Source organism: Halomonas rhizosphaerae, from assembly GCF_030010555.1.
Lineage (GTDB): Bacteria > Pseudomonadota > Gammaproteobacteria > Pseudomonadales > Halomonadaceae > Halomonas > Halomonas rhizosphaerae.
Genome location: NZ_JASCQP010000027.1, coordinates 148,054 through 168,944, shown reverse-complemented (window position 1 = coordinate 168,944; position 20,891 = coordinate 148,054). Strand labels below are relative to the sequence as shown.

Sequence of the window (20,891 nt, the reverse complement as noted above, 5' to 3'; positions counted from 1 at the left end):
CGGCGGTGTCGCTGTCGGGTGAGCTGCTTGCGGCCGGCCTGCTGGTGGTCCTGGCGGCGTCCTGTCTTCTCGACCGCTACCTTCCTCGCGCCTGCCTGGCCTTCATCGCCTTCGCGCTGCTGATGGCACTGGCCTGGTGGCGGCTTGGTGCGCCCTGGCTGGCACTGGCCGAGGCCGTGATGGGCGCGCTGCTGACCGGCATGGCCCTTTTCCATGGGCTGGGCCGTCCGGGTTCCCGGTCTCCTCTTCCCCCGCGCGACCATGAAGGTCGCCCGCGCCACCAGGCCCCGGTTCGCTGGCTGGCGGCCCTCATCTGGCTGGCCCTGGCGGGGATGGCGGTATGGGGGGTGCCCGGTAGCGGCGAAGTCGCCGCGTCGGCCGAGGTGGCGCGCCGGCCGCTACTGGTTGCGGGGCTTGCCATCATGGCGCTGGGCCTGTGGGCCTTCGCCCACCACCATCACCTGTTGCGTCGCCTGCTGGCCTTCAACGTCCTGGGCTCCGGGGTCTTCCTGCTGCTGGCCGGTCTGGCCGGCCCGGTGGTGGAGGTCCAGGGGCTGATCCTGGTGGGGCTGATGGTGGCCCTTGTCGGTTCGGTGCTCGGTGCGGCGCTGTTGCGTCGGCTGCATGCCCTGGACGGCCGGGTCACCCTGGAGACCGGACCGGAGACGACGCCATGAGCGCGCCGCTGGACGCGCCCCCGTCGGTCGAGGCGGTGGTGCTATGGCTGGCGCTGCTGGCCCCGCCGCTGCTGGGCCTGGCGGCATGGCGCCTTCCCCCGCGGCGCATGTTGCCGGTGCTCCTGGTCGGCACTCCGCTGCCGCTGGCGACCCTCTGGCTGCTGCATCGCGTCTCGGTCGGTGGTGGGCTAGAGGGCGCCTGGTCACTCGCTGGGCTGCGGCTCCACTGGCACCTGGACGGCCTGGCGGGCCTGCTGTTGCTGCTCACCCAGCTGCTGCTGCTGGCCAGTGCGGCCTATGCGGTCGGGCACCGGCGAGCTGCCGCGGTGCCCGAGCGGACCTTCGCCCTGTTCTGGCCGTTGCTGGGGGGGCTGGCCGCGGCGCTTGGCCTGATCTGGGTGGCCGCCGACCTGTTGACCCTCTACGCGGCGCTGGAGCTGATGGGGCTCACCGCCGTGGGCATGATGCTGCTGCCCGGCACGGGGGAAGCGCTGTTGGCGGGCATGCGCTACCTGCTCTATGCCCTGGTGGGGTCGCTGGCCTGGCTGTTGGGCGTGGCGCTGCTGCTGGGGGCCACGGGGCGGCTGGATCTGGCGGGTCTGGCGGCCGCCAGCGAGCCGGGAGCGGTAACCGGCATCGCCATGGCACTGCTGGCCGCCGGCCTGCTGCTCAAGGCGGCGATCTTCCCGCTCCACGGCTGGCTGGTGCCGGTGCATGCCAGCGCCTGGACGCCGGTGAGTGCCCTCCACGGGGCCCTGGTGGTCAAGGCGTCCTTCTTCATCCTGATGCAACTGTGGCAGCGGCTGGTGCCCGAGGCGGTGGCCGCCGCCTGGCTGCTCGGGCTGCTCGGCAGCCTGGCCGTGCTGTGGGGCGGGCTGCAGGCCTGCCGGGCCAGCGCCCTCAAGCAGGTGGTGGCCTGGTCCACGGTGGGCCAGCTGGGCTACCTGATGCTGGCCTTCCCGCTGCTGGCCGGCACCTCGGCGGCGGTGGCGACCCTGGCCTGGCAGGCCACCTGGCTGCAGCTGGCCGGGCATGCCCTGGCCAAGGCCGCGATGTTCATGGCGGCCGGCAACCTGGTGCTGGCCGACGGCGTGAGCCGCCTCACCGACCTGGCGGGAGCCTGTCGGCAGCTGCCGCTCGCGCTGATGACCTTCGGCATCGCCGCGGTGACCCTGATGGGCCTGCCGCCCAGCGCCGGCTTCACCGCCAAGTGGCTGCTGCTGCAGGCGGCCATCCTCGCCGGGCAGTGGCCCTGGGTCGTCGTCCTGGTGGTCGGCACCCTGCTGACGGCCACCTATGTGTTCCGGGTCTTCCGCTGCGCCTTCGTCGAGGCCTCGCCCCGCCACGAGGTCCGGCCGCTGCCCGCGGGCATGGACCTCGTCGCCCTGCTGCTGGCCCTGGCGGCCCTGGGGCTGGGGCTCGGCGCCGAGTGGCCGCTGGCCCTGCTGCGTGAGGAGGGCATGCCATGAGCGGGGCGCTCCTGCTCCTGGCGACCCTGGGCACATCGCTGGTCGCCGCGGTGGTGATCTTCCTGCTGCCGGAGCGGGCCTTCCGGGCGCGCACCGGCATCAACCTGGGCGCGGCCCTGGTCAAGCTGAGCCTGGTGGCCTGGATGGTCTGGGGACTCAGTCACGGCCGCGAGTATGTCATCGAGTTTCCAGTCCTGGAGGGGCTGGCCTTCGTGCTGCGCGCCGACGATCTGGGCATCATGTTTGCGGGGCTCTCCTCGCTGCTCTGGCTGCTCACCACCATCTATGCCATCGGCTACCTGGAGGACTCGCCCAATCGCAAGCGCTTCTTCGGCTTCTTCGGCCTCTGCGTGGCCAGTACCCTGGGCATCAGCCTGGCGGGCAATCTCTTCACCTTCCTGGTCTTCTACGAACTGCTGACCCTCTCCACCTATCCCCTGGTGGTGCACCGGGGAACCTCTAAGGCACTGGCGGCGGGCAAGGTCTACCTGCGTTTCACCCTGACCGCCGGAATGGGACTGATGGTCGGCATGGTCATCCTGCATGTCCTGGCCGGGGACATCCGGTTCGGCGAGCGGGAGATCCTCGCCGAGCTCGGCCCCGAGCGCCGCCCGCTGCTGGTGGGCCTCTTCTGGGTGCTGATCGCCGGATTCGGCGTCAAGGCGGCCCTGGTGCCGCTGCACGGCTGGCTGCCGCGGGCCATGGTGGCGCCTGCGCCGGTCAGCGCCCTGCTGCATGCGGTGGCGGTGGTCAAGGCCGGCGCCTTCGGCATCGTGCGGCTGGTCTATGACGTGTACGGCATCGAGCTGAGCGCCGAGCTGGGGCTGCTGTACGGCCTGGTGGTCGTGGCGTCGGTAACCATCCTCTTCGGCTCGCTGCGTGCCCTGGCCCAGCAGGAGCTAAAGCCACGGCTGGCCTACTCCACGGTGAGCCAGGTCTCCTACATCGTGCTCGGCATCGGCCTGTTCGGCCCGCTGGGCACCATCGCCGCGCTCTCGCACCTGCTGCACCAGGGCCTGATGAAGATCACCCTGTTCTTCTGTGCGGGCAACTACGCCGAGGAACTCGGCATCCACCGCATCGACGAACTCGACGGTGCCGGTCGACGCATGCCGCTGACCAGCCTGGCCTTCACGGTGGGGGCGCTGGGCATGATCGGCCTGCCACCGGTGGTGGGCTTCCTGAGCAAGTGGTACCTGGGCACCGGGGCAATCCAGGCCGGGATGCCCTGGGTGATCATCGTGCTGGTGGCCAGCAGCCTGCTCAACGCCGCCTACTTCCTGCCGGTCCTCGGCCGGCTGTGGTTTCGTCCCGGACCCGATCATGGCGTGGGGGCATGGCCCGAGGAGCGTCGCCTGGGCCGGCTGGAGACCCACGGCTGGCTGTTGGTGCCGGCAGTGGCAACGGCGCTGTTCAGCCTGATGGCCGGCATGCTGGCGGGCATGCCCTTCAGCCCGCTGGAGTGGGCGACCCGTGTGGTCAACGCGGAGTATCTGCCATGAGCGATGCGCTTCTTGCCCTTGCGATGCCTACCGCACTGCTCTGGCCGTTGCTGCTGATGCTGCGGGTGCCGCTGATGGCGGCCCTGGCCGATCGTGGACGTCCGGCTGCTCTGATCGACGGGCTCTGGTGTACTGCGCCGTTGCCCGCCCTGGCGCTGGCCCTGGGCGTGGAGGAGGGGGCATTGGCACTGGACTGGTGGCTGTTCGGCGGGCACTGGGCGCTGGACGGTACGCGGAACGCGTTGCTGGCCGTCACGGCGCTGCTCTGGTTGCTGGCGGGGGGATATGCCCGGGGCTACCTGGCCGGCGAACTGGACAAGGCGGTGGCCGGCGACGGGGGCGCCGAGGCCCGGTTGACGCGCTTCGCGCTGCTCTGGCCGCTGACGCTCTCCGGCAACCTGCTGCTGCTCGTCGCCGAGGACATCGCCAGCTTCTATCTGGGCTTCGCGGTGATGACCTTCGCTGGCTACGGCCTGGTGGTGCATTCGGGGACCCCGGACGCGCGCACCGGCGGCCAGGCCTACCTGGTGATGGCGGTGCTGGGCGAGGGCCTGATCCTGGCCGGGCTGCTGTGGGGGGCAGGGAGTGCCGGTACCACCACGCTGGGCGGCCTGCGCGAGGGAATGGGCGAGGCACCGGGTGGAGCCTGGATGGGCCTGCTGCTGTGGCTCGGCTTCGGGGTCAAGGCGGGGGTAGTGGGGCTTCACCTCTGGCTGCCGTTGGCCCATCCGGTGGCGCCGACGCCGGCCAGCGCGGTGCTCAGCGGGGCGATGATCAAGGCAGGCCTGTTCGGCTGGCTCGCTACCCTGCCGCTGGGCGAGCCGGCCGCCACCGAAGCGTTCACCTGGCTGGGTCGGGCCATGCTGGTGGCCGGCCTGGCGGCCGCCATCGGGGCGGCCCTCTACGGGGTCTGCCAGCGCCACCCCAAGGCGGTGCTGGCCTATTCCAGCGTCAGCCAGATGGGCATGATCACCGCCCTGGTGGCCATGGGGCTCGTCGCCCCCGCCCTGTGGCCGGCGCTGTCGATGGCGGTGGTGCTGTTCGCCGCCCATCACGGCCTGACCAAGGGGGCGCTGTTCCTCGGGGTGGGCATCGGCGAGCACCCGCCGCGTCTGCCGGGCTGGCTGCTCTGGACCCTGCTGGCACTGCCGGCGCTGTCCCTGACCGGGGCCCTGGCCTCGGGGCTGGCCGCCAAGTGGGCCTTCAAGACGGTGCTCTACGACGGCGGCTACAAGGTCGTGGTGACCTGGCTCTCCCTGGCGGCGGTGGGCACCACGGCGCTGATGGCCCGCACCCTCTGGTGCCAGTGGCAGGCCGATCGCCAGGCCCGCCAGGATGGCCTGGAACCCCTGCTGTCGCCCATGCCGCTGGCCTGGCTGGCGACCCTGCTGGCCGCACTGACCCTGCCCTGGTGGCTGGGTGATGAGCTCGTCGATCAGGGCTGGCCACCGCTGGCCGAGCTCCCCGGGCTGCTGTGGCCGCTGGCCCTGGGCCTTGCGGGCTCGGTCGCGACCTGGGGCGTGGCGCGGTGGCGTCCGTTGCGGGTCACCCGGCGACTACCGCCCGGCGACCTCTGGTGGCTGCTGGTGGGGGGCTGGCAGCGGCTACGTGTATGGGCTCAGGGCAGTCTGGACCGGCTCGGCAGCGTCCAGGGCGCCTGGGTGGCCTGGTGGGTGGCACGCGAGCGCGACGCCATCGAGGCATTGGACGGCATGACGCGCGGCGAGGGATGGCTGCGCCGCCATGCGGCGGTGCTGATGATGGGCGTGGCCGCGGGGCTGGCCCTGTTGATGCTGTTTGGCACGGCCGGTATTGGCCCGGCCTGACCCGCCGCCAAGGGCGATGGATCAGGCCGGGCGGGGGCGCGGGTCAGAGCAGCTCCTCGCCGGCCAGCGCCAGGCGCGAGCGCTCCACGCTCTTGAGGGTCACGTGGCCGGCATGGGGCCAGTCGCGGAAGTGCTGGACCACCGCCGCCATGCCACAGGTGTTGGCGGTCAGGTACGGCGTGTCGATCTGGCCGACGTTGCCCAGGCAGACGATCTTGGTGTTGCGCCCGGCCCGGGTGATCAGGGACTTGAGTTGCTTGGGAGTAAAGTTCTGCGCCTCGTCGATGATCAGGAAGGTGTCGTTGAGGGTGCGCCCGCGCATGAAGCCGGGCGCGCGGATCTGCACTCGCGAGCCGAGCAGCTGGCGGGTGGCGTCCTGGTTCCAGGTGCTGCTGCCGTCGTGCTCGTCGCGCAGCAGGTTGTCCATGTTGTCGTGGAAGGCCCCCATCCAGGGCGACATCTTCTCCTCCTCGGTGCCCGGCAGGAAGCCGATGTCCTCGCTCATCGAGATCGGCGCCCGGGTGAAGACGATGCGCTCGAAGCGCTTGGTGTCCAGGGTCTGCTGGAAGGCCGCGGCCAGGGTCATGAAGGTCTTGCCGGTGCCCGCGCTGCCGGCGATGGTCACCAGGTCGATGTCGTCGTCCATCAGCAGGTTGAGGGTGAAGTTCTGCCGGCTGTCGTGGGCGTGCACCCCCCAGACGCTGGTGGCGTGACGGTAGTTGGTGAGCAGCTCGAGGTGGGCGTGCTTCGGCCCCGCCTCGCGCACGATGGCCTCGAAGCTGGCGCCGTTGTCGCTGTCGGAGACCAGCATACCGAGGTGCCATTCGCGGGGGATGTCGCCGGCCAGGCGGTAGACGATCCTGTGGTCCTGGCGCTCGACCTTGACGTCGACCGCCAGGCTGTCCCAGAGCCCGCTGCCGTCGTGGCCGGCATCGGGATAGATCCGGGCACCGTCGATCATGGCGTCGCTGTCGTCGAAGGCGCGATCGGTGAGGTAGTCCTCCACCGGCACCCCCAGCGCGGCCGCCTTGACCCGCAGGTTGATGTCCTTGGTGACGAGTATCACCGAGGCGTCCGGGCGCTCGTCGCGCAGCCGGCAGGTCTCGGCCAGGATGCGGTTGTCGGGGCTCTCCTCCAGCGGGTCCAGGGGTTTCAGGTCGGTGTAGCAGAGCAGGCGCAGGCGGCCTTCGGGGCCGATGAGCCGGGGGATGGGAATGCCATCGCGGATCTGGTCGATATCGACGTTGGCGGTGAGGTCGGACAGGGTACGGCTGACCTGGCGGGCGGTGCGGGCGATCTCGCGGATGCCGTTCTTGTGCTTGTCGAGCTCCTCGAGCACGGTCATGGGGATGACCACCTCGTGCTCGTCGAACTGGTAGAGGGCGGCGGGGTCATGGATCAGGACATTGGTGTCCAGCACGTAGAGCCGGGTGGCCTTCTTGTCGATGCGTACCATCGGCGCAGTTCTCCTTGTCGTCATAGTGTCGACACTGCCGGCGCACGATGTCAGCGACGTGACAGGGGCCCCGCGGTGCCGTCCCGCTCGATACGACGTTCACCTCCTTGCCTGTGGTCCTGCCTGGTTGGATGCCTGTCGGACGGCGAGGTGCCATCCTGTTTCGAGCATGGTCGGTGTTCGCTCATGCTGCAATGCGATATCGCAAGGCCCCGTCAACGTTGGCTCAGCGAGGCGCCTCGGCCTCCTGGAAGATGCGTTCCACGTCCAGGGTGGAGCGCTGGCCCAGATCGTCGAAGTGCTGGGTGAGCCAGGCCTCGGTGGTCTCGCGCCCCAGTTCATGCAGGTGGGAGAGGAAGGCCCACTCGGCGTTGAGCTTGCTGGAGACGGAGAGGTGCGACAGGGGTTCGTCACCGCTGAGGTGGTGGAGCCGCGCCTCCCGGTAGCAGCCGATGTCGATGTCATGCTCGCCGAGCAGCTTCTGCAGCATCACGATCGTCCGCACCTCCTTGATCAGGGCGGCATTGAAGGTGATCTCGTTGAGGCGGTTCAGGATGTCCGCGGCGCTGGTGGGCACCTCCTGGCGGTACATGGGGGTGATCTGCACCACCAGGATGTCGCCCGCGCTGCACTGGTGAAGCAGCGGCGAGAGCGAGGGATTGCCCATGTAGCCGCCATCCCAGTAGGCCTCGCCGTCGATTTCCACCGCCTGGAAGACCGTGGGCAGACAGGCCGAGGCCATCACCGCATCGAGGCTCATCTCCTCGCGGGAGAAGATCCGCTGCTTGCCGCTGCGCACGTTGGTGGCGGTGACGAAGAGCTTGAGGTCCTCGCAGCCGCGGACCCGGTCGAAGTCGACCCGTTCGGCGACGATGTCGCGCAGCGGATTGAAGTTGAAGGGATTGAAGTGGTAGGGCGAGACCAGCCGGCTCATCAGGTCCAGGGCGATGTAGCCCGGGGAGTGGTCGAGGCTCCAGTTCCCGGTCAGCACGTCCAGCGGGGTTCGGCGCACGGGGCTCGCCATGCCCGCCCGGCTGACGGCGCGCCAGAAGTCGCGCAGGGCTACGCGGGCGGTGGATTCGTCGCCGCGGGTCAGAGCATCGGCCATCACCACGCCGTTCATGGCGCCGGCACTGGTCCCGCTGATGCCCTCGATCTCGATGCGCTCGTCCTCGAGCAGGCGGTCCATCACGCCCCAGGTGAAGGCGCCATGGGCGCCGCCACCCTGCAGGGCCAGGTCGATCCGTCGTCTCTCGCTCATCTTGGCTCCTCGGCCCGGGCGGCCAGGCCTGGCCGCCGCTGCAGTGCATCAACCCCAGCAGCATAACGGCGGCGATGGGGAGCGGCCAGCCGACAGCTGGTCGGTCCGGTGCTTTTCGATGCCTGACTGTAACGCTGCCGAGTCACTTCGTGTGAAACCGGTAGTGCTCTGTTTCTGAAGAGAATGCATGGCGCTCCAAGCTGCTTTGCCGACTCAGTGTTTCACTTATGAAGCACTAACTATTCAGTTACAAAACGCCGCGGCAATGCCCCCACTGATTGGGAAGTGTCCGGATTTTATAAATTTTCGTTTCTTACAGTCTATTACATACAGTAGATCGTCAACTGGCATGGATCATGCTGATGGGTTGGTGACTGCGAGCAGGAAGCGTCATTCAAGGGTCCAGGCGTAACGGGTAGGGACGATGGCGCGAGTTCGCAGGCTGCAGCAGACACAACAAATGGAGACATGATCATGAAAAAGTATCTCGTAGTAGCGGGTACCCCTCTGCTGGCCATGGTGATGGCCATCTCCACGGCGCATGCCAACCCCAGCGCAGGATTCGCCGATGAAGTCGACCAGGACGTGGATTCCACGGCGACGGCGATCGGTGGCAGCACCGGTGGTGGCAACGGTGCTGCCGGTACCGGCTGGGGCTTTGGCGGCAGTGCCAATGGAGGAACCAACGACGACGACTCCAACGATGACGATTCCACCGGGGCCAACGGCGGTACCGGCGGCTATGGTGCCGGGACTGGCACCGGTGGCAACGGCGGCTCCGTAGGCCGAGGTGGGGATGCCTGGGCCATGAGCGAGTCCTACAACACCTCCACCAGTGTCATCTCTCTGCAAGAGATGAGTTCCACCGTCAACGGTGCCGGCATCACCATCACTGGTGGTGGCGGTGCTGCTGGTGGTAACGGTGGACAAGGCGGAGGTGCGCTTTCTGCCAATGTTGGAATCGGTGTTGGTGGTGCCGGCGGTAACGGGAATGGTGGTGCCGGCGGCTTAGCGGCTGCCGTAGGCGGGGAAGGAGAAGATGGCGGTGACGCCAACGGCCTTGGCCTCGGACTTGGCGCAGGCAATGGAGCCGGTCAAGGCGGGAGCACAGGTTCCGGCGCTGGCGCTGCTTCTGGATCTGCCGCCGGCAACCTCGCCGCGCTCGGCGAAGTCGGTGATGAATTTGCCGACGACGATGCGACCGCAGCCTTTGCTGGTGACCAGGACGCCGATGCCGACTCTGATGCCACCGCCAGCGCAAGCTCTGGCGACGGTGGGGCCGGCACTGGCAGCGGCACCGGTACTGGTACCGGCGAGGGTGCCGCCACTGCCGGTAACGGCGGCGATGGTGGCGATGGCGATGCCATGGCCGGTAACGGCGGCAATGGCAATGGCGGTGGCGGCGGCGGTGGCAGTGCCACCACCGGTGATGCCTACGCTTATGCCGGCAACGGTGGTGCAGGCGGTGACGGCGGCAATGGCGGTGCTGCCAGCCTGGCCACCGGTGCCGCCAACGTGTCCGTCGGAGCCGGAGTGTTCGGTGGCATCAACAACATGAACGTGTCCACCGGGCTCTACAACTCCCAGGTATCTGGCACCAACGTCGCGGCTCACAGCAACGTGAGCATCGGCACCAACTGATACGGGGCGTATGACGCGCTCGCAAGAAGCGGGGGCTGGTGGGGGCAACTCCATCGGCTCCCTTGATGAACTGTCCCTATGGACCGGATACCGGGAGTCAAGGCCATGAAGGTGTCATCAGTCAGTTCAACTCAATCCACGTTATCTCCTCGACAACTGCAGTTGATGGTTATCGCTTTCTCCATGGTGCTGATCATCCTCGGTATGGCACAGAGCCAGGCAGATGATGGCTCTTCAGCTCAGGCGGCTGGCTTCGCTGCCATGGAGCGGATGGATCTGGAGGAGATGGGTAAGGCACGGGCCAGGGAAGGGGAGACGATCGTCAACTTCAATTCGGTGAAAAGCGTCCAGAACATGAAGGCCTCGGTGACGGATACCTCCTTCGATATCGGTGGGGACATGGTCTCGGGCAATATAAGCTTCGCCCCAGATGCCTTGGGGAGCTATAGCGGTACCGGAATCTTCAGCGCCGTGACCGGCAACGGGAATTCCATCAACAATGCGGTGGGCATCAGTGTCTTCATCGCAAACTGAGCCTTGATCGGGTTCGGATCCACGATTTTCCAGCCAGGGGATGACTTGCCATGAAACTGACCAGGCAATTCTGCTGTGGCATGGCGTCACTCGTTCTCATTGGAAGTACTTTGGTTGCCCATGCCGGCCAGGTAGCCATTGCCAATCGTTTCGGCAGCTTTCAGGTCGAGGCCAAGAGCCTGCAGGAGAAGGGCTGGGACAGGGTGATCAGGCAGCAGTACGACTTCAGCTGTGGCTCCGCGTCCGTCGCGACACTGTTGACCTTCCACTACCAGCGCCAGACCACCGAGGCAGAGGTCTTTGAAAGCATGATCCGTGCCGGGGATGCCGAGCAGATACAGCGACACGGTTTCTCCATGCTGGACATGAAGCGTTACCTGGATGCCCAAGGGCTCAATGCCGATGGGTTCAGGATCAGCCTGGATGACTTCATTCGAATCGGGGTGCCAGCCATTACCATGGTGGACACCGGGGGCTACAAGCATTTCGTCGTCGTCAAGGGCATCGATGCCGATAATATCCTGGTAGGCGATCCTGCAGCAGGCACCCAAGTGGTGCCGAGAGAGCACTTCGAGTCCCTGTGGAACGGAACGGTTCTGGGGGCGCGCGAGGAGATCGAGATTGCCCGTAACCACTTCAACCATGAGCAGGACTGGGCCGTGCGTCCCGATTCACCGTTGGCGAGAGGTGTGAACCGCTCAAGCATTGGTGCCAGCCTGCTGACCCTGCCCGCCAGGAATGAGATGGGCCGATAATGAGGAGTTCTGAAGATGCCATCTCGAACTAGGACGATGCGAAGGACAAATGGGCCGCGGTGGATGGGCGCTCTGCTGGTGCTGGTGGCAGCCGGAGGCCAGGCGGCCCCGCTGGCAGAATATGACGCTCCGGTCAATGGCCAATGGGTACAGTACGTGAGCGCTCAGGCACCGGCGAGTCTCTATCCGGAGGTTGAGTCATCGGCGGTGACGAGGGATGACTTCCATCGAGGGGACGTCATCGCCGAGGCCGAGCTCGATCAGATGCGGGCGGGATTCAATATCGGTGGACTCGACGTGGACTTCGGCGCGAGACTGCAGACGATGATCGACAACAGTATCGAACTGGTGTCGGTCGTTAACTTCACAAAGGCGGGAGCCGACATCGTGTCCCAGACATTCCGTGATCCCTCCATGTCAGCCAGTCAGGTGGGACCGGGTACGGGGCTCACTGTGACCGATGTGAGTCCCGGTAGTATCGACCTCTCGGGGCTGGCGGACTTTTCCGGCGTTACCCTGAACGATCCCAAGGGTTTCACGGCAGCCCTGCACAATATCACGCGTAACGCCATTGTCAGCGGTGTGGTGAGCAATGCTTCCGGAAGGGATATTCAGCAGAGGATCGATATCGACGTTCGCCTCAATAATGTTGGCGCACTTAGGGCAGCCAAGCAAAGGGCCGAAATTGTTGATTCCTTCTCGGGAATCCTGCGCTGATAGATACCAGCCGGCAACCATGTGCGCACTGTCATATGAGGGCAGGGCATACCCTGGAGGAAGGTATGGTTGAGGGAAAGATGAACGTGATGAGACGGCTGCCGATTCGGCAGCCGTCATGTTTTATACCCTTGGCTAGAACGCGTCCATGCCGATGGGCATGCGCAGGGTCAGGGTCGTGTCCGGGGCATCGTCGGTAATACCCAGTTCTAAACCCAGGTTGACCGAGACATCCGGATTCAGCTGGTAGGACCACCCGAGCAGCAGGGAGCCGACGTTCAGTGTGTTGGAGCTGACCCGGGTGGTAGTGCCGTCAGTGTTGTTGACATATTCCGTCTTGGTCTTGCCGATGAAGTCGTTCTTGTAGCCCAGTGTGAAGGAAGTCCTCGGGTTGATGGAGTAGGCCATGCCGAAACTCAGTCGAACGGCATCTCCGGGATCCACATCACCTATGAACAGGTCGTCATCATCCTGGGTAACCTGCTGGTTGACATCATCTTCCAGATGAAAGACGTAGCCCAGATTGGCGAAGTAGACGGCCGGCGCGGAGGGAAGCAGCATGGTGATGCTGGGCTCGATCGAGTGGAAGCCGGTGCCGGTGGACAGTTCCAGGGGGGTTCCCGCGCTGTTGCGGCGGATATCGAAGGGCCCCTCACCAGTGGTGCTCTTGTAGCGAAGGTTGCCGATGAAGTAGGGCATGCCATCCAGGCCACGGTTGATCTGATAGTGCGCAGCCAACTCGATATCGCCCAGCGCATCATTGGATAATTCTCTGTTCAGAGTGAAGTCGGGGTCAACTTCGGAGACGGTGACACGGTTCGATTCATCCCGGTAGACATAGGGCACCTTCATCTCGAGTTCCAGGCGATCGGTAAAGCCCAGACGACCGGTCAAAGAGGCCGTGTAGTTGTCCCGGTCGACATCCTCTGCCGTGAACACGCCGATTAGGAGCGTACTCAATACTTCCACGCCCTGGAATGTCATCCGGTTGATGCTCTCGTGGGAGTACTGGAATTCCGGCTCCAGTACCAGCCTGCCCTTGGGAGTCAGCACGCCGCCATATTCCGCCATGGCCTGGACGTCCGGCTGGACCTCCTGCTGCTCGGGCTCCTGGCCGACCGGTTGGATCTGCGTGTCCTGTGCCGTCTGCTGGGCCAGAACCGGCGTGCAACCGATCACCGTTAGCATGCTGGCGGTATAGAGGATGCTCGTGGCTCGTGAACTCATGGTTCCCTTCCTTTTCTTCTTGCTTGCGTAGTGCCTCGTCCGCCCCGGGAGAGACATCGACCAATTTTGGTCACAGAACCCCTGTCAAGTATGAGTAGGACTGGTCAGTGGGCGTATGTGACCCTCATCCATCATGTTGAGGTTAGTTGAACTAATCTGAATGTCGATGGATCAACCGTTTTTCCATCAACCGAACCACCGTTCTTGTCGATGCAGTGCTTCTCGAGTAGCCGATACAAGGTGACCCGCGACACGCCCAGCTCTCGCGCCGCATGCAGCACCTTGTGCTTGTTGCGTGCCAGGGCAGCCCTGATGGCTTCAGACTCTGCCATGTCGCGTACCTGCTGCAGGGTATCGGTATCCCGTGAAAGACTCTGGCGTCTTTCGAGCCCCATGTCGGTGGGTCTGATGAGTCGTTGCTCGCACATGACCATGGAACGCCTGACCCGGTTGACCAGTTCACGTATGTTCCCCGGCCAGGGGTGCTGTCGCATGACTACCGTACAATCGTGGCTGAACCCACGAACCCGGGATGGCTTTTCTGCGGAGAACTTCTGGAAGAAGAAACGGGCGAGCGGCTCGATGTCCTCTGGGTGTTCCCTTAGCGCTGGTGTCCTGACTTGAAGCACATTGAGCCGGTGATAGAGGTCCTCGCGGAACTCTCCCATCTCCACCGCTTTCTCGAGGTCGACGTGGGTCGCGGCAAGGACCCTGACATCGACGGGGATTTCCTTGAGTCCACCGACGCGGAAGACCTTGAGGTTTTCCAGGAAGCGGAGCAGGTTGACCTGCATATCCAGGGGCAGATCCCCGATCTCGTCGAGAAAAAGCGTTCCTCCTTGTGAGTTTTCTATAATGCCTATCTTGCGCTGGTTGGCCCCGGTGAAGGCGCCCTTCTCATGGCCGAAGAGTTCGGACTGGATGAGGCCGGAAGGTAGAGCCCCACAATTGACGACGTTGAACGGGCCATGGCCTCTGGATGAATGGGCATGGATGGCTCGAGCCGTGAGTTCCTTCCCCGTACCGGACTCCCCGGTAATCAGGACGGGAGCATCGGCACCGGCCACCTTGTGAATGGTGCGGTAGAGTTCTCGCATGACCGAGCTCTCGCCGATCATGTGATGGTTATCGTCCGGGCAGGAAAGCGTTGGGATGGGGTGAGCTTCATGGAGGCTTGCCATGCCCAGCGCGCTTTCCAGCAGGATATCGAGTCGTCTCGCATCGGGTGGATAGTCCTGATAGGCATAGCAGGCGTTGTAGATCAGGTCGCGAATCTTGTCGTGCTGCAATGCATCGCGCTCGATGATCGCCACCCACTGGATCTGCGATAAGCCGTACCTGGTATTGACCTCCAGGGGAAGCGAGGACGCCGACGGGGCCATGGCGATCAATCCGACGCTGCAAGCTTGGCTGTTCAATAACTCCATCGCTTCCTGCGCATTATCGGCATGGTGGATCGACCATCCATAACTAGAAAGCTGCTGAAGCGTGTCCCGAAAAGAGGTCGTGTTCCCTACTGTCATGAGTTGCCTGGATGGCTCCATCATCACGTTCCCTCATGGTTGCGGGCAACCATTGCTGATGGTGATCAGGCCCTGCGAAAGGCGAGTCTTTACCGCGGGTCTTGGCCCGCGTGTCATGATATTTTTTGTGTCCCCCACAGGCAGCAGTCCTGCTCCAGGCCGGAGCATGGAGTGAATCTATTCCTGGACCACGAGATCATCGTGGCAGAGGGGACGATGCGGTAAGTGTTGGTCGGCCTCAGATGATTGTAAAGTCATGTTACAGGCTCTGTGGGTGATCCATGCGGAGTATGAGTCTTCTCAGCTTTCCTGAGAAAATATCTGAATAACAAAAGCTTATGTCAATTTTGTGGTGAGCTGGGGGGAGGGATGGCCGACAGGTGCATCAATAAAATGGTACTCGAGTTACAGTCCTGGCTGCCGTAACGGGCGGGAGCAGCCAGGCATGAAGGCAGGAGGGGAGGGAATCTAGCCAAGCTTGTCGAGGATGGTCTCGGCGCTGCTCTTGTCCACCACGCCCTTCTCGGTATCGACGCCGAGGTACTCCACCACGCCGTCATAGGCGATCAAGGCATAGCGGAGGCTGCGGATGCCCATGCCGCCGGCCGTGGCATCCTTGTCCATGCCGATGGCACGTGTGAATTCGGCGTTGCCGTCGGCGAGCATGGTGATCGCCTGGGCATTCTGGTCCTTCTGCCAGGCGCCCATCACGAAGGCATCGTTCACCGAGAGGCAGGCGAGGGCATCGGCCCCCTTGGCGAGGATGTCATCGGCGCGGACCACGAAGCCGGGCATGTGGGTGTTTGAGCAGCCGGGCGTGAAGGCGCCGGGCACCGCGAACAGCACCACGCGCCGGTCGGCGAAGAACTCGCCGGTGGAGAGGTCCTGTGGCCCATCGGGGCCGTTGGTCTTGAGGGTGATGTCCGGAATCCTGTCACCGATCGAGAGTGTCATGGGGTAGGCCTTTTGGTTGATTTGAGCTTTGTTCGTGTGCCGAGGTGAGGGTCATGCCAGCGGGGGCGTGGGACGAATAAGGATCTCGTTGACATCCACGTGTTCCGGCTGCCCCAGGGCATAGGTCACCGCGTTGGCGATGTCACGGTCTTCCAGGGCGTATTCCGGGGGTTCGTCGAAGAAGGGGGTATTCACCATGCCGGGCTCGATCAGGGTCACACGGATGCCGCTGCCGCGTAGCTCCTCACGCAGATTGTAGCCGATCCCGCTCACCGCCCACTTGGTGGCGCTGTACATGGAGCCGGGTATGGTGGTGCGGCCGGCGGCCGAGCCTGTCAGCAGCACATGGCCACGGCTGCGGCGCAGTGCCGGTAGGGTGGCTTGCAGGGTCAGCCCAACGCCGTAGATGTTGGTCAGGATCATCTCGCGCCAGGCCTCGTGGTCGGCGCCACTGAAGCCTCCCGGCGAGCCGCCGCGTCCCGCATTGGCGAACACGGCATCGATGCGGCCGAAGCGTTCCATGGCCTGCTCGACCATGGCCAACTGGTCATCCATGGCGGTGACATCACAGCCGATGGCGAGCACATTCTCCGGGCCCAGTTCCTCGGCCAGGGCCGTCAGCTTCTCGCGTGAGCGGGCGGCCAGCACCAGCTTGTAGCCTTCCCGCGAGGCGGCCCGCGCCGTGGCTGCCCCGATCCCGCTCGACGCCCCGGTAATCAGTAATACGCGATGCTGCATCGTCCTCTCCTGTGCCAGTGACCCGTGAATTTCCAGCATGGCCCAGGCCAGGACACGGCTGCAATCCTGGCGCTCAACGCAACACCGCCAGTCGGTATCGAGGATATCGGAGTCGTGCCCGGTACCGGTGTGTCCTGCCATGGTGCCGCCCGCGGTGGCATCATGGCAGGACGCGGGTCAGTTCAGGGCCAGTTGCGCCTCATCCCGGTCACAGTGGAAGAAGTCCGAGCTCGCCAGCCATTCCGGGTCGGGGTAGTAGGTGAACAGGTACTGGTCCTCCTTGATGCTGTCGATCAGCGGTGCGGCAACCTCCTGGCGAACCGCCGGACAGCCGTGGCTGCGGCCGAGGCGGCCGGTCTGCTCGATGAAGGCCTCGCTGACGTAGTCGGCGCCGTGGATAACGATGGCGCGCTGGTAGGCCAGGTCGTTGACGCCGGGCTCGAGGCCCTCCAGGCGGAGCGAGTAGCCGTTGCGGCCCCGGTAGCTGTTCATGGTGCGGAACAGACCGATGCTGGACTGGTGGCTTTCCGGGACGTTGGAGAAGGTCTCGGCCATGGCATTGCCGGAACCCTGGCCGTGGGAGACCAGTTCCTCGAACAACAACCGGCGGCGCTGCAGGTCGAACACCCAGAGGCGCGGCTCGGTGGAAGGCAGCGAGAAGTCGATCACCGCCAGCCGTTTGGCGTCGGGGTCGGCGCAGGAGAGTGCACGGGCTGCCAGGCGCAGGACCCGGGGGTCCGCATCGGGCGCCAGCCGGGTCAGAGTCTGGTCGAGAGAGAGCTGGCGCAGCGTATCCGGCTTGTAGGCCTGGGCCAGGAAGTCGTCGCCGGCCAGGGCGGCCGGCGTACCCAGGAGCAGTCCGCTGCACAGGGCGATGCCGGGAAGCCATCGATTCAGGAAGGGTGTGGGCATTAGGGAAACCTGTCGTGTGGCATGCTGGGCCCGGTCGTCGGCCATTCCAGGACGGCGGGGGGAACACGTGCAAGAGGGGCCGGCTTCCCTGCGGCTCAATGTCGACCACTATTATGGCCAAGGAAAACACGATGACCAGACCGCATTCTCAACGCAGGAGCCAGGACCCCATGCCCTCAGCCAGAGGAGTGATGACACTGGTTCTCGTGGTGGGGATGATGCTCTCGATGAGTGGCTGGGCCTTCGCCGAGGAGGGCGAGGCCGCCGTGGTCGTTGCCCTCGCCGAGCGGCTAGCCGAGGAGGAGGCCGCCCTGCAGGACTTCTACGCCGCCCGTGAGGGGCGGCTCGCCTGGCAGGAGGCCGAGGCCGTCACCGGCCTTGCCGCAGCCCTGCGAAGCCTCGAGGCAGATGGCCTCAACCCGCAGGACTACCGGCCGGATGCGCTGGTGGCGGGACACCGGCAGATGCGGGCCGAGGAGCAGACGCCGGCCGCCCGGGCACGCTTCGACTTGCAGGCCAGCCGTGCCCTGCTGACGGCCCTGCGTCATCTCCAGCGCGGCAAGGTGGATCCCCACCGCATCGACCCGGACTGGGAGGTGCCCATCGATGCGCCACCCCTGGACCTGGCGGCGGTCTCGCGGGTAGTGGATGCCCGGCGCTTCGAGCGGGCCTTCGCCCAGGCGCGTCCCTCGGCGGTTCCCTACGAGCGCCTGCGCGCAGGGCTGGCCCGCTACCGCCACATCGAGCGACAAGGCGGCTGGCCGAGGCTGCCGGCCCGCCAGCAATCGCTGCGCCCGGGCGACCTCCACGACGATGTGCCGCTGCTGCGCGAGCGCCTGGCGATCATCGGTGAGCTGGAGGTGATGGTGGCCGATCTCTTTGCCGGGGACGAGTCGGCTGACGTGGCGCCACGTCGCTACAATGACGCCCTGGTGGCGGCCGTGAAGCGTTTTCAGCGTCGCCACCTGCTCGAGCCGGACGGTATCGTCGGTCCCCGTACCCGGGAGGCCCTGAACGTGCCGGTGGACGAGCGCATCGCCCAGATCCGGGTCAACCTGGAGCGCGCCCGCTGGCTGCTCCACGGGCTGCCGGACTCCTTCGTGCTGGTGGACATCGCCGGCTACCGGATCAGCTACTTCCGTCCCGACGGCGGGGTGTGGCGATCGCGCATCGTGGTGGGACGGCCCTACCGCCGCACTCCCTCGCTGCGCTCGGCGATCACTCATCTGACTCTCAACCCCACCTGGACGGTGCCGCCGACCATCCTGCGCGAGGACGTGCTGCCCAAGGTGCGCCGCGACCTCGGCTACCTGTGGCGGGAGGACCTCATGGTGCTGGGGCCTTCCGGCCAGCGACTCGATCCGCGCGAGGTCGACTGGTCACGGCCCGGCAATATCATGCTTCGCCAGCGGCCCGGCCCGCAGAACGCCCTGGGACGCGTCGTGCTGCGCTTCCCCAACGACCACCTCGTCTACCTGCACGACACCCCGGCCCAGGGCCTCTTCGCCAGCGAGCAGCGGGCCTTCAGCTCCGGCTGCATCCGCGTGCAGGGGGTACTCGAACTGGCCCAGCACCTCTTCGATGATACCGGCACTCCCGCCCATGTGGCCTCGCTGGTCGCCGAGGGCACGACCCGCAACATCCATCTCGAGCGTCCCGTACCGGTGATCCTGCACTACTGGACGGTGCACCCGGGCGAGGATGGCGAGCTGGTCTTCCGGCCTGACGTCTACCTGCGCGATGCCACCCTGCTGTCGGCTCTGGACCGCCCCTGACCCGATAGCGGGGCCGCTGCCGCGGCCTGGCTCAGCGGTAGCCCCTGGCCTGCAGGCGGAACAGCCGTGCGTAGCGGCCATTGGCGGCCATCAGGCTCTCATGGTCGCCTTGCTCGAGAATCTCGCCGTTGTCGATCACCAGGATCCAGTCGGCGGCGCGCACCGTCGAGAAGCGGTGCGAGATCAGGATGGTCATCCGGTCGCGGCTGTGTTCCCGGAAGTCGGCATAGACGGCTGCCTCGGCCGCGGCATCCATGGCCGCCGTGGGCTCGTCGAGGACCAGGATGTCGGCGCCCTCGCGCATGTAGGCCCGGGACAGGGCGATCTTCTGCCACTGGCCACCGGAGAGCTCCTGGCCCCCCTTGAACCAGCGCCCCAGCTGGGTGTGGTAGCCGCCGGGCATCCCGGCGATGAATTCGTCGGCCAGGCCGCGACGGGCGGCGGCTTGCCAGCGGGCCTCGTCGGTGAAGGCCGCGACATCTCCGGCCCCGAGGTTCTCGCCGACCTTCATCTGGTAGCGGACGAAGTCCTGGAAGATCACCCCGATGCGCCGGCGCAGGGCCTGGACCTCCCAGTCGCGCAGGTCACTGCCATCGAGCAGGATCTGCCCCTCGCTGGGCTCGTAGAGGCGTGTCAGCAGCTTGATCAGGGTGGTCTTGCCCGAGCCGTTCGCGCCCACCAGGGCGAGGCTACCGCCCGGGCGCAGGTGCAGCGAGATGCCCGAGAGGGCCGGGGACTCGGCGCCGGGGTAGGTGAAGCCCACGCCCTCGAAGCGGATGCCGTCGCCGGGACGTGCCCCCGTGGTCAGGGTGCCCCTCTCGGCGGGCACCGGCTGTTCCAGGTATTCGTAGAGGTTCGAGAGGTAGAGGTTGTCCTCGTACATCCCGCCGATGGCGGTGAGGCTCGCCGAGAGTGCGGCCTGGCCCTGCTTGAAGACCATCAGGTACATGGTCATCTCGCCCAGGGTCAGTCTCCCGGTGACGGTCTCTGCCACCACCCAGGCGTAGGCGGCGTAGAAGGCCAGGGTACCCAGCAGCCCGAGCAGGAAGCCCCAGGTCTCGCGGCGCAGCGTCAGGCGGCGATCCTCGTCGTAGAGCGTCTCGAAGATGCTCCGATAGCGCTCAAGCAGCAGCGGCTCAAGCCCGAACAGCTTGACCTCCTTGATGCTGTCCTCCCGGGCCAGCACCGTCTCCAGGTACATCTGCATGCGGGTCTGCGGCGAGCGCCAGCGGAACAGCCGGAAGGCATCGCCGGAGAACTTGGCCTCCGAGATGAACACCGGCAGGGCGCCGATCACCAGCACCAGCAGCGCCCAGGGCGAGAACTGCACCAGCAGCACGCCGAAACTGGCCAGCGAGATGGCGTTCTGGGCGAGGCCAAAGGTCTTGTTGACCAGGCCCAGCGGGCGCGTCGAGGCCTCGCGGCGGGCCCGGGTCAGCTTGTCGTAGAACTCGGAGTCCTCGAACTGCTCGAGCGAGAGGGTGCCAGCCTTCTCGAGGATCATCACGTTGACCTTCTGGCCGAGAAGGGCGCGCAGCAGCGACTGCTGGGCCGAGAGGCCGCGCTGAGCCAGGGCGATGGTGGCGATCACGCCCGCCTCGGCCAGCACGTAGCGAAGCACCCCCCACCAGTCGACCTCCCCGGTGTCGCGATGCAGTGCCATCGCCGCGACCACGGCATCGACGATCAGCTGGCCGATCCAGGCCGCCACCGCGGGCAGGACCCCGGCGACCAGGGTGCAGAGCGCGAGCCCCAGGGTCAGCGGGCGGGAGGTCTGCCAGACCAGCGCCAGGGCACGGTGGCTGTAGCGAAAGACGCCGAGGAAGCTCGCCAGGCGGCGCTCGGGCGGCGCGGCCGGTCGGGGATGGGCATGGGGTGAGGACATGCCGAGGGGCTCCGATCCGTGGGGGCGCCAGTGTACCCC

Annotated in this window: 17 protein-coding genes; 9 read left to right on the top strand and 8 right to left on the bottom strand. The window is 65.9% G+C overall.

All coding sequences use genetic code 11. The features are described 5' to 3' along the window. Positions 1-5 precede the first annotated feature (5 nt). The 4 genes from QLQ83_RS11560 to QLQ83_RS11545 are packed head-to-tail and all read left to right on the top strand — an operon-like array spanning position 6 to position 5,474. Positions 6-677 (top strand): hydrogenase subunit MbhD domain-containing protein, encoded by a 672-nt coding sequence (locus QLQ83_RS11560; protein WP_282735679.1) that lies wholly within the window; start codon positions 6-8, stop codon positions 675-677. Further along, positions 674-2,146, top strand: coding sequence for a complex I subunit 5 family protein (locus QLQ83_RS11555; protein WP_282735678.1), 1,473 nt, complete (start codon positions 674-676; stop codon positions 2,144-2,146). Before QLQ83_RS11560 ends, QLQ83_RS11555 begins: the two co-directional genes overlap by 4 nt. After that, a complete protein-coding gene (locus tag QLQ83_RS11550) occupies positions 2,143-3,648 on the top strand; it encodes a complex I subunit 5 family protein (RefSeq protein WP_282735677.1) in 1,506 nt (501 codons plus the stop codon). Before QLQ83_RS11555 ends, QLQ83_RS11550 begins: the two co-directional genes overlap by 4 nt. Continuing rightward, a complete protein-coding gene (locus tag QLQ83_RS11545) occupies positions 3,645-5,474 on the top strand; it encodes a complex I subunit 5 family protein (protein WP_282735676.1) in 1,830 nt (609 codons plus the stop codon). Before QLQ83_RS11550 ends, QLQ83_RS11545 begins: the two co-directional genes overlap by 4 nt. Positions 5,475-5,517: 43 nt before the next feature. Here the strand turns inward: QLQ83_RS11545 and QLQ83_RS11540 are convergent, their stop codons facing one another. After that, entirely contained in the window at positions 5,518-6,930 is a 1,413-nt protein-coding gene (locus QLQ83_RS11540) for a PhoH family protein (RefSeq protein WP_282735675.1), read from the bottom strand. 226 nt (positions 6,931-7,156) lie between these two features. Further along, on the bottom strand, positions 7,157-8,191 hold the full coding sequence (locus QLQ83_RS11535) for a patatin-like phospholipase family protein (RefSeq protein ID WP_282735674.1): 1,035 nt from the start codon (positions 8,189-8,191) through the stop codon (positions 7,157-7,159). 474 nt (positions 8,192-8,665) lie between these two features. Here QLQ83_RS11535 and QLQ83_RS11530 point away from each other — a divergent pair, with 474 nt between their 5' ends. The 4 genes from QLQ83_RS11530 (at position 8,666) to QLQ83_RS11515 (ending at position 11,838) form a co-directional block, all read left to right on the top strand. After that, positions 8,666-9,832, top strand: a complete 1,167-nt coding sequence (locus QLQ83_RS11530) for a hypothetical protein (protein ID WP_282735673.1) — start codon at positions 8,666-8,668, stop codon at positions 9,830-9,832. Positions 9,833-9,937: 105 nt separating this feature from the next. Then, positions 9,938-10,366, top strand: coding sequence for a hypothetical protein (locus tag QLQ83_RS11525; RefSeq protein WP_282735672.1), 429 nt, complete (start codon positions 9,938-9,940; stop codon positions 10,364-10,366). Positions 10,367-10,416: 50 nt separating this feature from the next. After that, positions 10,417-11,121, top strand: a complete 705-nt coding sequence (locus tag QLQ83_RS11520) for a C39 family peptidase (protein WP_282735671.1) — start codon at positions 10,417-10,419, stop codon at positions 11,119-11,121. Positions 11,122-11,184: 63 nt separating this feature from the next. Further along, positions 11,185-11,838 carry a hypothetical protein gene (locus QLQ83_RS11515; protein WP_282735670.1) on the top strand — a complete coding sequence of 218 codons (654 nt, stop codon included), beginning with the start codon at positions 11,185-11,187 and terminating at the stop codon, positions 11,836-11,838. 135 nt (positions 11,839-11,973) lie between these two features. Here QLQ83_RS11515 and QLQ83_RS11510 read toward each other — a convergent pair whose 3' ends face one another. The 5 genes from QLQ83_RS11510 to QLQ83_RS11490 all read right to left on the bottom strand — a co-directional run bounded on the left by QLQ83_RS11510 (position 11,974) and on the right by QLQ83_RS11490 (position 17,192). Further along, on the bottom strand, positions 11,974-13,065 hold the full coding sequence (locus QLQ83_RS11510; RefSeq protein WP_282735669.1) for a transporter: 1,092 nt from the start codon (positions 13,063-13,065) through the stop codon (positions 11,974-11,976). A 131-nt stretch (positions 13,066-13,196) separates the two neighbouring features. Then, positions 13,197-14,612, bottom strand: a complete 1,416-nt coding sequence (locus tag QLQ83_RS11505; RefSeq protein ID WP_282735668.1) for a sigma-54 dependent transcriptional regulator — start codon at positions 14,610-14,612, stop codon at positions 13,197-13,199. A gap of 444 nt (positions 14,613-15,056) precedes the next feature. Then, positions 15,057-15,542: a peroxiredoxin gene (locus QLQ83_RS11500; protein WP_282735667.1), complete on the bottom strand. Its 486-nt coding sequence runs from the start codon at positions 15,540-15,542 to the stop codon at positions 15,057-15,059. A 51-nt stretch (positions 15,543-15,593) separates the two neighbouring features. After that, complete coding sequence (locus QLQ83_RS11495) at positions 15,594-16,280, bottom strand: SDR family oxidoreductase (RefSeq protein WP_282735666.1); 687 nt, start codon at positions 16,278-16,280, stop codon at positions 15,594-15,596. A 177-nt stretch (positions 16,281-16,457) separates the two neighbouring features. Then, the gene (locus QLQ83_RS11490) at positions 16,458-17,192 is read right to left on the bottom strand and encodes a murein L,D-transpeptidase catalytic domain family protein (RefSeq protein WP_282735665.1); all 735 of its coding nucleotides are present in this window, start codon (positions 17,190-17,192) and stop codon (positions 16,458-16,460) included. 191 nt (positions 17,193-17,383) lie between these two features. Between QLQ83_RS11490 and QLQ83_RS11485 the strand changes: the two genes are divergently transcribed. Beyond that, positions 17,384-18,967 carry a L,D-transpeptidase family protein gene (locus tag QLQ83_RS11485; protein ID WP_282735664.1) on the top strand — a complete coding sequence of 528 codons (1,584 nt, stop codon included), beginning with the start codon at positions 17,384-17,386 and terminating at the stop codon, positions 18,965-18,967. Positions 18,968-18,998: 31 nt separating this feature from the next. Here QLQ83_RS11485 and QLQ83_RS11480 read toward each other — a convergent pair whose 3' ends face one another. Next, positions 18,999-20,852: an ABC transporter ATP-binding protein gene (locus tag QLQ83_RS11480; protein ID WP_282735663.1), complete on the bottom strand. Its 1,854-nt coding sequence runs from the start codon at positions 20,850-20,852 to the stop codon at positions 18,999-19,001. Between the last annotated feature and the right edge of the window lie 39 nt (positions 20,853-20,891).